Origin of the sequence: Fictibacillus barbaricus (assembly GCF_014635025.1) — a bacterium.
In the GTDB taxonomy this organism is placed as follows: Bacteria; Bacillota; Bacilli; order Bacillales; family Fictibacillaceae; genus Fictibacillus; species Fictibacillus barbaricus.
In genome coordinates this window covers 1,489,897-1,503,539 of sequence record NZ_BMCE01000002.1, presented here as the reverse complement: position 1 = coordinate 1,503,539, position 13,643 = coordinate 1,489,897, and the positions used below count along the sequence as shown (strand labels likewise).

At 40.0% G+C, this 13,643-nt stretch carries 12 protein-coding genes; 6 read left to right on the top strand and 6 right to left on the bottom strand.

Features of this window, described 5'->3' with window-relative positions; translation table 11 throughout:
- Positions 1–12 precede the first annotated feature (12 nt).
- The gene (locus IEV52_RS17110) at positions 13–210 is read left to right on the top strand and encodes a hypothetical protein (protein WP_229754328.1); all 198 of its coding nucleotides are present in this window, start codon (positions 13–15) and stop codon (positions 208–210) included.
- Here IEV52_RS17110 and IEV52_RS17105 read toward each other — a convergent pair.
- The 3 genes from IEV52_RS17105 to IEV52_RS17095 form a co-directional block, all read right to left on the bottom strand.
- Positions 207–1,247, bottom strand: coding sequence for an acyltransferase family protein (locus IEV52_RS17105; protein WP_188403683.1), 1,041 nt, complete (start codon positions 1,245–1,247; stop codon positions 207–209). The two genes, IEV52_RS17110 and IEV52_RS17105, sit on opposite strands and share 4 nt — an antisense overlap.
- A gap of 164 nt (positions 1,248–1,411) precedes the next feature.
- Positions 1,412–2,446, bottom strand: a complete 1,035-nt coding sequence (ytvI, locus tag IEV52_RS17100) for a sporulation integral membrane protein YtvI (RefSeq protein ID WP_188403682.1) — start codon at positions 2,444–2,446, stop codon at positions 1,412–1,414.
- 158 nt (positions 2,447–2,604) lie between these two features.
- Positions 2,605–3,417, bottom strand: a complete 813-nt coding sequence (locus tag IEV52_RS17095; protein WP_188403681.1) for a YihY/virulence factor BrkB family protein — start codon at positions 3,415–3,417, stop codon at positions 2,605–2,607.
- A 535-nt stretch (positions 3,418–3,952) separates the two neighbouring features.
- Here IEV52_RS17095 and IEV52_RS17090 point away from each other — a divergent pair.
- A complete protein-coding gene (locus IEV52_RS17090) occupies positions 3,953–4,654 on the top strand; it encodes a TerC family protein (protein ID WP_188403680.1) in 702 nt (233 codons plus the stop codon).
- 262 nt (positions 4,655–4,916) lie between these two features.
- Positions 4,917–6,923: a methyl-accepting chemotaxis protein gene (locus IEV52_RS17085; protein ID WP_188403679.1), complete on the top strand. Its 2,007-nt coding sequence runs from the start codon at positions 4,917–4,919 to the stop codon at positions 6,921–6,923.
- 107 nt (positions 6,924–7,030) lie between these two features.
- Here IEV52_RS17085 and IEV52_RS17080 read toward each other — a convergent pair whose 3' ends face one another.
- From IEV52_RS17080 to IEV52_RS17070, 3 genes are read right to left on the bottom strand one after another with little or no spacing between them, the layout of a single operon-like run.
- Positions 7,031–8,011 carry an ABC transporter permease gene (locus IEV52_RS17080; RefSeq protein WP_188403678.1) on the bottom strand — a complete coding sequence of 327 codons (981 nt, stop codon included), beginning with the start codon at positions 8,009–8,011 and terminating at the stop codon, positions 7,031–7,033.
- Positions 8,004–8,918, bottom strand: coding sequence for an ABC transporter ATP-binding protein (locus IEV52_RS17075; RefSeq protein WP_188403677.1), 915 nt, complete (start codon positions 8,916–8,918; stop codon positions 8,004–8,006). The genes IEV52_RS17080 and IEV52_RS17075 overlap by 8 nt, the downstream gene beginning before the upstream one ends.
- Positions 8,915–9,718 carry an SGNH/GDSL hydrolase family protein gene (locus tag IEV52_RS17070; protein WP_188403676.1) on the bottom strand — a complete coding sequence of 268 codons (804 nt, stop codon included), beginning with the start codon at positions 9,716–9,718 and terminating at the stop codon, positions 8,915–8,917. The genes IEV52_RS17075 and IEV52_RS17070 overlap by 4 nt, the downstream gene beginning before the upstream one ends.
- A gap of 143 nt (positions 9,719–9,861) precedes the next feature.
- Between IEV52_RS17070 and IEV52_RS17065 the strand changes: the two genes are divergently transcribed.
- The 3 genes from IEV52_RS17065 (at position 9,862) to IEV52_RS17055 (ending at position 13,588) form a co-directional block, all read left to right on the top strand.
- Complete coding sequence (locus IEV52_RS17065; protein WP_188403675.1) at positions 9,862–11,073, top strand: DUF418 domain-containing protein; 1,212 nt, start codon at positions 9,862–9,864, stop codon at positions 11,071–11,073.
- Positions 11,074–11,202: 129 nt separating this feature from the next.
- Entirely contained in the window at positions 11,203–11,517 is a 315-nt protein-coding gene (locus tag IEV52_RS17060; protein WP_188403674.1) for an ArsR/SmtB family transcription factor, read from the top strand.
- 16 nt (positions 11,518–11,533) lie between these two features.
- Positions 11,534–13,588: a heavy metal translocating P-type ATPase gene (locus IEV52_RS17055; RefSeq protein WP_188403673.1), complete on the top strand. Its 2,055-nt coding sequence runs from the start codon at positions 11,534–11,536 to the stop codon at positions 13,586–13,588.
- Positions 13,589–13,643: the final 55 nt, after the last annotated feature.

Here is a 13,643-nt window from a genome sequence, read left to right as displayed (position 1 = left end):
CTATTTTATGTGATGTTTGCCGATTTTTATGTGATCCTAGATGATTTTTATATGGTAAGTGGCTTTTTTTATGTGATTATTGAAGATCCTATAGAAATCTGTGTTTCTAAAGCGGAAAAATATTTTTTAGCTTTAGCAATGACACATTTAAACCTAAAAGAAAAACACCGCATCCGGCACATTAGCCTAGCGGTGTTTTTTACGATTTAACTCTCACTTTCGCGTGGGTGTGTTGGTTTAGGTTTTACTATCTTTTTCAGTCTTGACCAGCGCAATTCAATAAATGGCTGTGTCAAAGCAATGACAGGCTTACTCGCTAAAAACAGCGTTACGATTACAGCTAAGAATAGGAGAATAAAGTAAGCACCATTTTCTTCAATTGCTGCAAATAGATCGGTAGTAAACAAATACTTCAGCACAAACCCATGCAGCAAGTAGATATAGAGTGTTCGTTCACCAAATTCGGTAAAGAACAGTTTCCGGCGTGGAAGTAAGGCTAAAAAGCTGAATGTAGCTGCAAACATCACCCCATACATACCGAGTCGGATAATACCGCCGTACCAATCGTTATACCCCAGAATGGCAGAGTATGACGATGAAGATAGCAGCCATTCTTTTGTACCGTTCGGAAAAATGAAGTGATACGTAATGAACAGTAGGATTAAAAATGCAGCAGCAGCAGCTTTTGCGCTAGGTTTTAAGATTTTCTTAAAATCTCTTTTCTCAAGCAGATGTCCTAACAAGAACACAGGGAAGAAGACAAATGTTCGAAGAAGACTTAAGAATGTTCCGATGTCTTGAATATAACCAACCGCAACCCCAATCCCAATGGCAAGAACCATCGGATATTTCATCTTAACAAAAAGTTTTAAAAGTATATTCCAGAAAACTAAACTTAATAAAAACCAAAGTGTCCAATGCGGTGAAAAAAAGTCTAGTTTCACTTCGCTTTTACCATACAGATCATAATAGAAAAGACTATAAATCAACTGGAAAACTAAATATGGAATAAGGACTTTTTTGAAAATCTTAGGCAGATAGCCATCACGCCATACACTTTTTGTAAAGAATCCTGCTATAAGGATAAAAGCAGGCATATGAAACGTGTAAATAAAGTTATAAATCGTGTAAAGCCATTCGCTTTGGCTTTTTATCGGGGAAATAAAGTGCCCGAACACGACTAGAAAGATAAGAATAAACTTCGCGTTGTCAAAATAATAATCGCGTTCTTTTGTTGCAGTGCTCATCGAGATTCCTCCAATAATCAGTCACCATGTAAAGTATTCGCTTGAAATTCCTGTTTTTTTCCCTATTCACTATAATTCCCAACATGATGGGGGTTTCTAACCTATAAAATCGAAAAAAACGCATTTCCTCTTGTAAAGGAAACACGTTTTATCATTTTGCTGTACTAGAAATCTATTTTTATCTTGATAAAGCCTGCACTTCTTAACGCTTCGTAAATAATGACAATTGCAGGACCAACAATCAGACCGATAAAACCCAAAAACTGGAACCCGATATAGAGGGATACAAGTGCGGCCAGTGCGGAGATACCAAGACTCGATCCCAGTATTTTAGGTTCTATGATTCTTCGGACGATTGTGATCACTCCGAACATGATCAGCAGGCCAAAAGCCAGGCGGTCATCATTGTTGATAAAGAACGCATACGCTGCCCACGGTACAAGGAACGAGCCTGTTCCGAGTATAGGAAGAATATCAACAATAACGATTAAAAGAGCGAGGATGACCGCATACTCAACATCCAAGATCATGAGCCCTACAAGTGCTAATAGATATGTAACAAAACTTAAAATGATCTGGGCTCTAAAAAATCCGACTGTTGCTCTTGATAATTGACTAAAAACAAGCTCCACCTTTTCGCGCGCGGCTGTTGTGAACAGGTTAAGAAACTCAGCATAAAGTCGCGGAAGATCCAGCGAAAACAAGAATAGCGCCACAACGTAAATAATAAAGTAGATCAACAAACCAGGAATGGCCGTGATCAGCCCCAAAATGCTAGATGTTAAATTTTTAGCTGTTTCAACACCATAATCCTTTAATCCTACTAATCCTTCTTCAAGTGTTCTAACAACCTCAGGAGGCAATGTAGCATAAAAGTTTTCCATCTCATAAAACGTATTCTCTGCTACTTCAAACAGATGGACGGAATAAGAAGGAAGAACCGTTATAAATTCGATCACCTGAATAACAAGTGTTGTTGTAAGCCAATATGAAAATAAACCAAAGCCTGTGAGAAATAAAATAAATGAAGCAGTGACGGCCAATAATCGTCTGCCTTTAAAAAGTCTCATAAACAATTTTACTACTGGTTCAAGCATTATAGCGGTAAGCAATGCGAGAAGGAGAGGTATACTGTAAAAGACAAATATGACGATTCCGGCAAGTAAAACGAGTAATAAGATTAAGTTCTTTACAGTCATTTTCCGGCCCCAATCCCCGTGATTTTTTATCCGGCCAACTATTTAAGGCAATAACCAGTATTGCCGGAAAAAAAGATGAAAATTCTATGTATATACACAATGATGTTACGATACTGTGAAAAAGTCAATTATAGAAAGTGAAGTTTTCTAAAATCTTTTTATTTTCTTAACTGCCTCTTTAATGTCAGGATTGCATTAAGCTGTCCCCCAGCGATCAAGATCATAGCAGAGAGATAAAACCACACCATTAATGTTAATAATGCGCCTAAATTTCCGTATATCTGGCCGTAATCAAAAATTAGTACATAAGAAGAAAACAAATAAGAAAACAGATGCCACCCTGCCGTTGAAAATATGGCACCCGGCCACACGTTTCTAAATGTTAATTTTGCATTTGGTGCAAATCTGTATAATGCAGAAAAAATGGAGAGAAGTACGGAAAAACCGATCAAATAACGTGCGGTCTCCCAAATATGCCAGACGGGATGTGAAAATCCGGTCTGTTCAAAAATGTAGATCCCGAGAGTTCGTCCAAAGACAGGCAGTAAGAGGGCTGTAAGCACTGCAATTACAAGTCCAAACGTCAAAAAGATACCTAAGATAAGCTCTTTAAAGAAGGGTCTGCTTTCTTCGACTTGATAGGCTTGGTTGAATACCCGAATAATAGCATGTGTACCAATTGTTGCAAGCCAGATCATAATGATAAAAGAAAGAGATAACACATCTCCTCTGTGCTCGTCCAATACAGCAATTAGATTGTACTCTAGTAATGTATATGCTTCTTCTGGCGCGATAGACTGGAAAAGAGAGAGTACATACGCAGACGAGATAGGCAGAAAACCAAGGATCGTAAAGATGAGAAAAATAAAAGGAAATAGCGACACTAGAAAATAGTACGCAAGCTGAGCGGATAGATCGAACACTTTATCTTCAAAAAATCGGTAAAACCACTGTTTCATAAACCAACGCATGAGGGCAGCCTCCAGATATGGAAAGAGTATCTATCATGCATTATTCCCGTAATGAAAAAAAAAAGAACGCTTTTTCTGAAACAAAACGTTCACTCAATCGTATCAATGTTTTGAGATAAATAAACTTTGGCTTTTCATACTATTCGTTATCCCAATTATGCAGCATGATGAGGCATGTTGGAATGTTTATCTGCATTTTCCACAACGGCAGTTGCAAAGAATAACAAAAGGAGAGGTTACAGGTGTAGGTTGAGGCTGGATGAATGGACAACAGCATGGAGATATGTCTCGACAAAACAGTGGGACGCCGCAAAAGTTTACACACGATTTACAGTGGGCAAAACATCCACATGAGCACATGAAAAACACCCCCTTTATTTCTATTATATGAAGATGTGGATAAGCCTGTCAGGGCAATGATGCTGTTTTTATTCATTATTTATAAAGTTTTGTCTGATAAAGCAAATTCATTTTCTTTTTTAAATGGCCATGGGGTATACTATTATACAGATGTTTAACAGGGAGGATTTTTTGAATGGATTTATTTGCACCAGATTTTTGGTCAGCATTATTGGCTATCGTTGTCATCGACTTAGTACTAGCTGGAGATAACGCAATTGTAATTGGTCTAGCAGCTAGAAACTTACCGAAAGAAAACCAAAAGAAAGTAATCATCTGGGGTACGGTGGGTGCGATCGTCATTCGTGCGGTTGCAACGCTAGCTGTTGTTTGGTTATTGAAGATCCCAGGCTTGCTTCTTGCAGGCGGACTAATTCTTTTATACATTGCTTATAAGCTTATGGTAGAGGAAAAAGATCATGATATTGAAGCACAGAACAGTGTTTGGGCAGCAATTAGAACAATCATTATTGCCGATGCCGTAATGGGTCTTGATAACGTACTTGCTGTAGCTGGGGCTGCACATGGAGATTTCTTGCTTGTTGTTATCGGATTATTAATCTCTGTACCTATCGTGGTTTGGGGAAGCACATTGTTCTTGAAATTGATCGATAAGTATCCGTTCATCATCACAATTGGAGCTGGTGTTCTTGCATGGACAGCGTCTAAGATGATCGTTGGAGAGAAATTTATGAAGCCTTATTTCGAAAATGATTTTGTGAAATATGGATTTGAAATTCTTATGATTATTGTCATCTTAGGTCTTGGAGCACTTAAGAAGAGAAAGACGGCTGGGGAAAAAGCAGCAGAGAAAAATCCATCGAATAGTGAAGCTTAATGAAAACCGCCTCGTGCGGTTTTTTTTTTGCCCGAAAAAGTAATTTTCCGTGATTAATAACTGTTTTTCCGTGATGAGCAGATTTTTTTCCGTGATTATAAGCCGTTTTCCCGTAATAAAGAGCTGTTTTTTCCTTAATAGATTCATTTTTCTGAAAATAAAATTAATTTTTTCCTGTTTAGTCCTATTTGATTAAGCTTTTGTAAAACTTTGTCGATATTTAGGAGAGGGGTTATCAATCGAAAAATAGGGGGTCAAACAGATGTTTAAAAAGATTCAAACGAAGATCATGCTTTCTGTCAGTATTCTGGTTGCAGCGGCACTTTTATCTGCATCACTTTTTTCTTATTTTCAAACCAAACAGCAATTAGAAAGAAATAGCAAAGAACAAGCAACAGGTCTTGCCGTTGAGGTGAAAGCCTCAACAGAGCTATATTTACAATCATACGGAAATACGATCGACCGATACAGTCAGGACAGCAGGCTGATTCATTATTTAAGAACGCTAAAAACTGATGAAGCTAAAGGACTAAAAGAAGCATGGCCGATTGTAGATCAAGATTTTCAGCACTTTTTGGAACTGAATAAAAACGCAGCAGTACTTTATGTTGGGGCAGAAACAAAGCAATTTAAAACGTCACCTGTACTTGAGCTGCCTGAAGGGTTTGATCCAACCGGACGACCATGGTATCAAACAGCCAAACAATCACCAGATAAAATAATGTGGACAGAACCTTATGAAGATGCGAGCTCTGGGGAATATGTTGTAACCGTAGCAAAACCAGTGTTAGATCCCGAAACAGATGAAGTTTTGGGGGTTGTCGGTCTTGATCTAAGTCTTGCAGGGTTATCTAGCATGATTAACAAAACAAAAGTCGGCTATAAGGGATATCCTGTTCTTTTAGATCCAAAAGGAATGGCGCTTGTACATCCGACACAACAAGGTAAAGACTTGAGTAAAGAATCCTTCATTAAGGCCATGTATAAAAATGAAAAAGGAAACCTGGCTTATAGCTATCAAAAAACAGACCGCGAGCTATATTACACGACAATCGCAGACACGGGCTGGAAACTGGGGTTTGTGTATGAAAAGAAAGAGCTATTAAAAGATGCTCAGCAGATTTTCAATATGATTCTGATATTCACATCCGTCGCAGTCATTATAGCGCTAGCTGTAACTTATTTTATGGCTAGAAGCATCTCAAATCCGATTCGTAAACTTCAAGCACAAGTTCAGCTCGTTGCTGAAGGAGATCTTACTGTATCAGTAGAAGCAAAATCAAAGGATGAGGTCGGCACACTCACACATCACTTTAATGAGATGGTCAAGAATATGAGGAGCTTGATTACATCCGTCAGCCAGTCTGTCGTAACGGTTAATGAGTCGACGTCAAACTTAAGCGCAGTTTCAGAAGAGACGATCGCAGCAAGTGAGGAAGTATCAAGAGCTGTAGCCGAGATTGCTTCCGGAGCAACGACCCAAGCAGAAGATGCAGATGAAACAAACCGAAGAACAATGGATCTATCTTCACAGATCGAAAAAGTAAATGAACAAGCAGAACAGATGACACGATTGTCTGCACTTGCTGAGGCTGCTAATAAAAAGGGAATATCACAAATGGATGTGCTGCGGGAAAAAACAACCGAGAGCAATGAAGTCCTGCAAAACATAGAATCAGTCATTTCAGGTTTAGCAAGTAAGGTGGAAGAAATTGAACAAGTGATCCAATCTATTACGGAGATCTCTGAGCAGACCAACTTGCTTGCGTTAAATGCAAGCATTGAAGCGGCTAGAGCGGGCGAGAGCGGACGTGGATTTGCTGTTGTAGCAGATGAAGTACGAAAGCTTGCGGAACAATCTGCAGTCGCAGCAGATAAAGTAAGAAAGACGATCTCTGGTATAGGAGCAGAATCTGTCCGCGCTGTAAAAGAGATGGAACAAACGAAACAGATCGCTAAAGATCAAAATCATACGGTAACAGATACAGAGCTTGCTTTTAAAGAGATCGCGGGAACGATGGATGATATGGTAAAGTCCATTCAACAGATTACGAGTGAAGTAGAGATCATTAACAACTATAAAGAAGAAGTAGTGGCTTCTATTCAAAGCATTGCGGCAGTTGCAGAACAATCTGCTACAGCTAGCGAAGAAGTGAGTGCATCATCTGAAGAGCAAGTCAGAGCACTCGCAACTGTTTCACAGTCAGCTGAAGAATTGAACGATGCCTCGCAGGCTCTGACGGAGATGATCAAGCACTTTAAGATCTAGTGAATGAACAGGTCATTTTGTCGAGTGGCTAAATTATTCAAAGAAGTGGACAGATTACAGCAAAAAGGAAACCGGCAGCCCCGGTTTCCTTTTCCTTTTTCCTATATTTAATAGATATCCCTTTTAGAGAACGTAACGAAAGCGATAATGAATCCTGCAATTCCCCACACGGCCAGAACACTCATCGAGAAGCCTAAAGACATCCCTTCGATAGGTGTTGCCATACCACTTACATAGTTCGTGAGGTTCAAGTTTACCATGAAAAAGTATTTTGCACTTTCCCAAGAAGAAACCATGTTTGCTAGAATTGCTCCTGCGATAAGTGAAGCAAGCATGATCCCCATAACAGCTGCCGTACTTCGCAAGAGTACAGAGAGCATGAAAGTGAGTGTGCCTACGATCACACAAACATACCAAACGAGTCCAAATTCCATCAGTATATATTGCCACTGCGGAACAATGTGAACATTATCTGTTATAAGCTCATCCCCTGAAACCGAAAAGCCCGTTAATAACGGCATGTTCCAACCGCCATAGCCAAAGACCACTCCAGATATCCCGTATGAAAGAACCGCGACTGATAAGACGATAAACGATACAGAGAGCAGCATCGCTAAGTACTTGCTTAGGAGAATCCGCCACCTTTTTACTGGACGGGTAAGCAATAGTTTGATCGTCCCGCCGCTAGCTTCAGATGATACGAGATCTGCAACTATGACCATAACGAGTAAAGGAAGAAGAAGGTCGATCGAGTTTTCTACGAAAATACGCATAAAAGTAGGTGCTCCAGGCGCCCGTGGATCAATATCATTCTCCAAATAATACTGCTGCTGAGAAAGTCTGATCTTTAAATATTTTCTCCATTCATCTTGGATGCGGCTGGAGCTTAACCTGTTTTGTGTGTCAGTGATCTCTTGCTGGAGAACGGTCCGCCAATCTTGGTTGCCTAATTTCTCACGCTGATCCTGGATCTCTTTAAACTGTGCGTATGTAAAAAGAGGGACGAGAAAGGCGATGATTAAAACGATTACATACAGCCGTTTTTTCCTAAGGAGCTTTAACATTTCATTCCGAACAAGATTAATCAATACTTTCGCCTCCTGTTACTTCTAAGAACAGATCTTCTAAAGAAGGAAGCTGAGTTCTCATCTCTTTAACTTTGACTCCACCTTTTACAAGTTTCTCATTCCAGTCAGGTAAGAGCGGTTCATTGTATAAAGTGATCAAAGTACCGTCAGCTCCTTCTGTAACTTCTGTTTCTTCGGAAAGAAGCTGTTTTGCGAGTGGAAGCGGCTCTGCTTTCCAGATCACTCGTTCTTGTTCGGCAAGGAGATTTTGTACAGAGTCTGTTCGAATAACAGAACCTTTAGAGATGATCGCAACCCTGTCACACATCAGCTGTATTTCACTCAATAAATGAGACGACACAAGTACACTCAGGTTTTCTTCTCTTGCCAACTGACGGATGAACTCACGCATCTCACGAATACCAGCAGGATCAAGTCCGTTTGTAGGCTCGTCAAGTATGAGTACTTTCGGTCTTCCTAAAAGAGCCTGGGCGATCCCTAGCCGCTGTCTCATTCCTAGTGAATAAGTACTGACTCTATCGTGAATACGATTGGATAAACCAACGAGTGTAATGACTTCTTGTAATCTGCTCTTAGGAATAGAAGGATCCATCTTTGCAAAGTGTTCAAGGTTTTCCCATCCAGTTAAAAACGGATACAGTTCAGGATTTTCAACGATACAGCCAAGATGTCTCATAGCCTCCGTGAAGTCAGTACGAACATTCCTGCCGCCTATCTTAATCGTTCCTGAGGTGGGTGAGATCAAGCCGACAATCATTCGGATCGTTGTCGTTTTACCTGCTCCGTTCGGCCCGAGAAAGCCGAATACTTCTCCGGGAAAAAGGGTAAAAGAAACGCCTTTAATGATCTGTTTTCCCTTAATTCTTTTAGTCAGATTTTCTACTTCTAATGCTGGGCTCTGGCTCATGATTCATCTTCCTCCTGTTCAAAGTTGATCAGTGAGGCAACACGTTCAGCGATCAGCTTATAACCTTCTGTGTTAGGGTGGAATTGGTCTGTGTATAAGTAGCTTTCAACTTGAAGCTGAAAAAGGTCAAAAGTAGGCACATACACGATGTCTTCATATTCAGCTGCCGTTTCTGCAGATTGAAAGTTCCAGTCTCTTACGATGGATGAAGTAGTTTTAGCGTCCGGAAGATTGCTAAAAGGGTTGTACAGTCCTACATGATAGATAGCGGCGTCTTTATTAAGATCTCTCAGTTGTGTATAGATCTTTTTGACATTGCTTAAATAAAGCTGTCTCTTGCTGTTGATCGTATTCATGTCTAACGACTCCAGCGCAGCACCTTGCTGAAACAAATCATTTCCGCCGATCGTCATAACGATTACATCCGCTTGTTTCGCTTGACGCTGTATCTCCCTTTGCTGAAGCTGCTTCAATAAGCCGCGAGATGTTTCACCTTTTACAGCTGAATTAAGAAGGTTGATTTCCTGCTCTGTTTTCTCTTTCAAACGATCTGTTAAATAACCGGTATATCCCTTCCCGTCAGCATCACCTGTTCCGCGAGTTAATGAGTCTCCCAATGCAACGATGGTTAGTTTATCATCTTGTTTTTCTGTCGAGGCAGATTCTGTTTTTTCTCTTGGCTTTTCAACTTTTTCATTGGCAGTAAACTGATCCTGTAACGTCCAACCGAGACCAAAAAGCCATAAAAGACTGGCCGCTATAGAGACAATCGATACGGCCGTTAACGTATATTTTTTCAAAGCCGCTTTCATCCTTCCCAAATGCATGATCTGTTCTTAATAGGATAGCAAATATTGATTCATATTCTAACTTTTTTGCCTATTTGCGGTAAAATAAACCAAAGGAGTGGAATCATGCGAAAAAAATTTGAGTGGGGCAAATTATGAAGTGGACACCAGTAAGAGATAACCAGCGGATCGAGACATTGGATATCATGCGTGGAATAGCTGTTTTAGGTATCTTGCTTGTCAATATGAAGTCTTTTTCAGGGCCTGATTCACCGATACGTGCATTAAGCTATGAGTATTTTGACCAGCCCTACAATGTTTGGACAAATGTTTTATTGGAGTTTTTCGTTCAAGGAAACTTCATCACGATGTTTTCGTTTTTATTTGGTTTTGGTATCGTTTTAATGGCTCAAAGAGCAGCAGATCATGACCGTAGTTTTGCACCTGTCTTTCTTAGAAGACAGTTCGTCCTGTTGATCTTTGGGATTCTGCATGTGCTTCTCTTTTGGTACGGAGACATTTTGATCACGTATGCTCTGGCAGGGCTGCTCATGTTGTTATTCTATCGATTGCCTAGAAATGCTCTGCTCATTACGGGACTTATCTTGATTACTGCTTACAGTTTGTTTATGACTATTTTAACTTACGATTTTTGGACGAGTGGATCAGCTTTAACCTTTCAAAGCGCTCAGAATGATTATCATGAGCATGAGATTTCGCGTTCCATACAAATTTATAGTGAAGGTTCGTTCAGTGAGATCATACAAGAGAGGATTAAAGAATGGACGGATTTAAACCGTTATTTCCTATTTCTTATAGCTGGCCTCTTGCCAATGTTTTTGTTTGGCGCATACGCAGCAAAAAAAAGAACATTCACAAATAAAGTTTTATGGAGAATTTGGTTTCTCACACTCGTACTAGGACCTGGAAGCAAACTTCTTCCTGTCATTTTCTTTCCTTCTAAAGGAGAGGATTGGCGTTATGATACAGCAATGTCATGGGGATATGAGTTTGGCGGAGCAATGATGAGCATCTTTTATATATGCAGTATTGTTCTTCTTTACCGCAGCGGAAGAAGTAAGTATCTGTTTAACTTATTTCAATACACAGGCCGAATGGCATTTACAAATTATTTAACACAATCCATCATAGCAACTACTATCTTTTATAGTTATGGACTTGGTTTTTATGGAGAGTTTGGCCCTTTAGCAGGTGTGATCTTTGCAGCATCTATATTTTGTTTGCAAGTGCTGTTCTCAAAATGGTGGCTCCAAAGATATTATTATGGACCGCTAGAGTGGGTATGGCGGACATTAACATATGGAAAGAAACAAAGATTGAAGAGAATAGATAAAGGCAGTGTTTAAAGAAGCTGAGTACGTTTAGCTTCTTTTTGTTTTGCACTATTTTACGATTTCTATTACACTTTAAGTAACATATATGAGTATGTGTTCATATAGTAATTTAAGAGTCATTTTTGGAAGGGGCGGCTGCACATGTCAGATCACAATACGAAATATGAACAACTTGATGAGGAAACACTATTTATTGTATCGCAAACGTTTAAAGCACTTTCTGATCCTACACGTATTCGAATCCTTCATTTGTTAGGAGAAAAGGAATGCAGTGTTTCTGAAATTGCAGAAGAGCTTTCACTCATGCAGTCCACCGTATCTCATCAATTGCGCTTTTTAAAAAATTTAAGGCTGGTAAAATTTAGACGTGCAGGCACAACACTTTATTATTCTATAGACGACGAACACGTTATGACACTCTTGCATCAATCGATCCATCATGCGAGACACGACTAATGAGAGGAGGACAACCATGAAAGAACATAAGATTACAGGGTTATCATGCGGTCATTGTGCATTGAAACTACAAGAACAAATCCAGCAGCTTCCTGGAGGTGGAGAAGCAAAAGTCCAATTCAACTCCAGTAAGATCATATTAGATGAAAAGATGGATATAGATGCAGTCCGTTCTGTTCTCTCTGCTGAAAATGTCCGCTTCGAATCAGATGGAAAACCAAAGGGACCTAACTGGCTGATGATTGGTTTATATGTCTCTGTTGCTTCCTTTCTTGCAGCATTGAGTGCAGAGTGGACCTTAAACCAGCCGTATATCCCAATCTTGCTTTATGCAATTGCGACGATCACGTCTGGCTATCCGACGTTTATCAAAGGACTTAGAAATCTAACGAAGTTTAAATTTGATATTAACACCCTGATGACAGTTGCATTAATAGGTGCGGTTGCCATTGGGGAATGGAAAGAAGCAGGGCTAGTTGCCATTTTATTTGGAATCAATGAACTGCTTGAATCCTACGGGATGGAAAAAGCAAGGCGTTCGATGGAAACCCTATTAGAAGCAGCCCCAAAGGAAGCATTGCTGCTGAAGGATGGCCAAACAGAGACCGTTTCCATTGAGAAATTAAAAGTAGATGATATCGTACTTGTGAAAACAGGGCAAAAGATCCCGTCTGACGGAATGGTTGTCTATGGAAAAAGCTCAGTGAACGAAGCGGCTATTACAGGTGAGTCCCTGCCTATAGAAAAAGAGAACGGGGAACCGGTCTTTGGCGGAAGTATAAACAACGAAGGTGTTCTTCACGTAAAAGTTACGAAAATGTATAATCAATCAGCACTCTCAAAAATTTTGGCTCTTGTACAGGAAGCACAAGAATCGAAAACACCTACTGAGCTTTTTATTAACCGCTTTGCTAACTACTATACGCCAATAATTATGATTATCTCTGCACTGGTTATGCTCGTACCTCCGCTTTTATTTAACGGGGAGTGGGGAGAGTGGTTTTACCAAGGCCTTGCTGTTCTGATCGTGGGCTGTCCATGTGCACTCATACTTTCTTCACCAATCGCTATATTATCTGGGATCACGGTGAATGCAAGAAACGGTATCCTGATAAAAGGCGGTGCATATCTCGAACAGCTTGGAAAAATAGATGTGATCGCTTTTGACAAAACGGGTACGCTCACATTAGGGGAGCCACATGTTGTGGCAGATGAAGCGTTTCACCCTGATTTCTATAAAGTAGCGTACGCGATTGAAAAATCATCATCTCATCCATTGGCAAAAGCGGTTATAGCCAGATGTCGAGAACTTGGAATAGAAGATATAGAACCCGATGAAATCAAAACCGTATCTGGTCAGGGGATTACGGCTATTGTAGATGGAGTAACATACAGACTTGGCAATGAAAAAATAATTGGTGATGCAAAGCCAGATGAAGAAGTAATAAAGGTGATTCACCAATATAAAGAAGACGGAAATACAATAGTTCTCGTTGCTAGTGAGACTGAAGTTTTAGGTGTGTTTGCGATCGCTGATGAAATCAGGAAAGAAAGTGCAGACATTATCCGAGACCTTCAACAGAATGGTGTGAAAGAAACGGTTATGCTGACAGGAGATCATCCTGTAGTCGCTGAAAAAGTAGCACAAAGAACAGGAGTTTCCGCTTTCTTTGGAGGACTTCTACCAGAAGAAAAAGTAGAAAAGATAAAGAACCTTAAAACTAAAGGTAAAGTTGCCATGATCGGTGACGGGATTAATGATGCCCCTGCACTCGCTACTGCTGATTTAGGAATCGCTATGGGAAAAGGAACGGACAGTGCGATCGAGACTGCAGATATTGTGCTTATGCAAGATCATTTAGGTAAACTGCCAGACGCCGTACATGTGTCCCGGAAAGTTAATCGAATCATTAAGTGGAATATCGGATTATCACTTGGTCTAAAGGTTTTAGCTTTGCTTCTAACAATTCCAGGATGGCTAACATTGTGGATTGCGATTCTTTCTGACATGGGTGCAACCATTCTTGTCACACTAATCAGCTTAACGGTTTTACTTCATAATCGAAAATAATATCCTTTAAAAGTCATGCAGGGTGCATGGCTTTTAGTTGGATGAAAGGGATTGG

Bases quoted from the DNA above. Each gene is read 5' to 3' on its own strand.
- IEV52_RS17065 (WP_188403675.1), top strand. From the start codon at position 9,862: ATGAAGTGGACACCAGTAAGAGATAACCAGCGGATCGAGACATTGGAT.
- IEV52_RS17055 (WP_188403673.1), top strand. From the start codon at position 11,534: ATGAAAGAACATAAGATTACAGGGTTATCATGCGGTCATTGTGCATTG.
- IEV52_RS17085 (WP_188403679.1), top strand. From the start codon at position 4,917: ATGTTTAAAAAGATTCAAACGAAGATCATGCTTTCTGTCAGTATTCTG.
- IEV52_RS17090 (WP_188403680.1), top strand. From the start codon at position 3,953: ATGGATTTATTTGCACCAGATTTTTGGTCAGCATTATTGGCTATCGTT.
- IEV52_RS17095 (WP_188403681.1), bottom strand. From the start codon at position 3,417: ATGCGTTGGTTTATGAAACAGTGGTTTTACCGATTTTTTGAAGATAAA.
- IEV52_RS17105 (WP_188403683.1), bottom strand. From the start codon at position 1,247: ATGAGCACTGCAACAAAAGAACGCGATTATTATTTTGACAACGCGAAG.
- IEV52_RS17060 (WP_188403674.1), top strand. From the start codon at position 11,203: ATGTCAGATCACAATACGAAATATGAACAACTTGATGAGGAAACACTA.
- IEV52_RS17075 (WP_188403677.1), bottom strand. From the start codon at position 8,918: ATGAGCCAGAGCCCAGCATTAGAAGTAGAAAATCTGACTAAAAGAATT.
- IEV52_RS17110 (WP_229754328.1), top strand. From the start codon at position 13: ATGTTTGCCGATTTTTATGTGATCCTAGATGATTTTTATATGGTAAGT.
- ytvI (WP_188403682.1), bottom strand. From the start codon at position 2,446: ATGACTGTAAAGAACTTAATCTTATTACTCGTTTTACTTGCCGGAATC.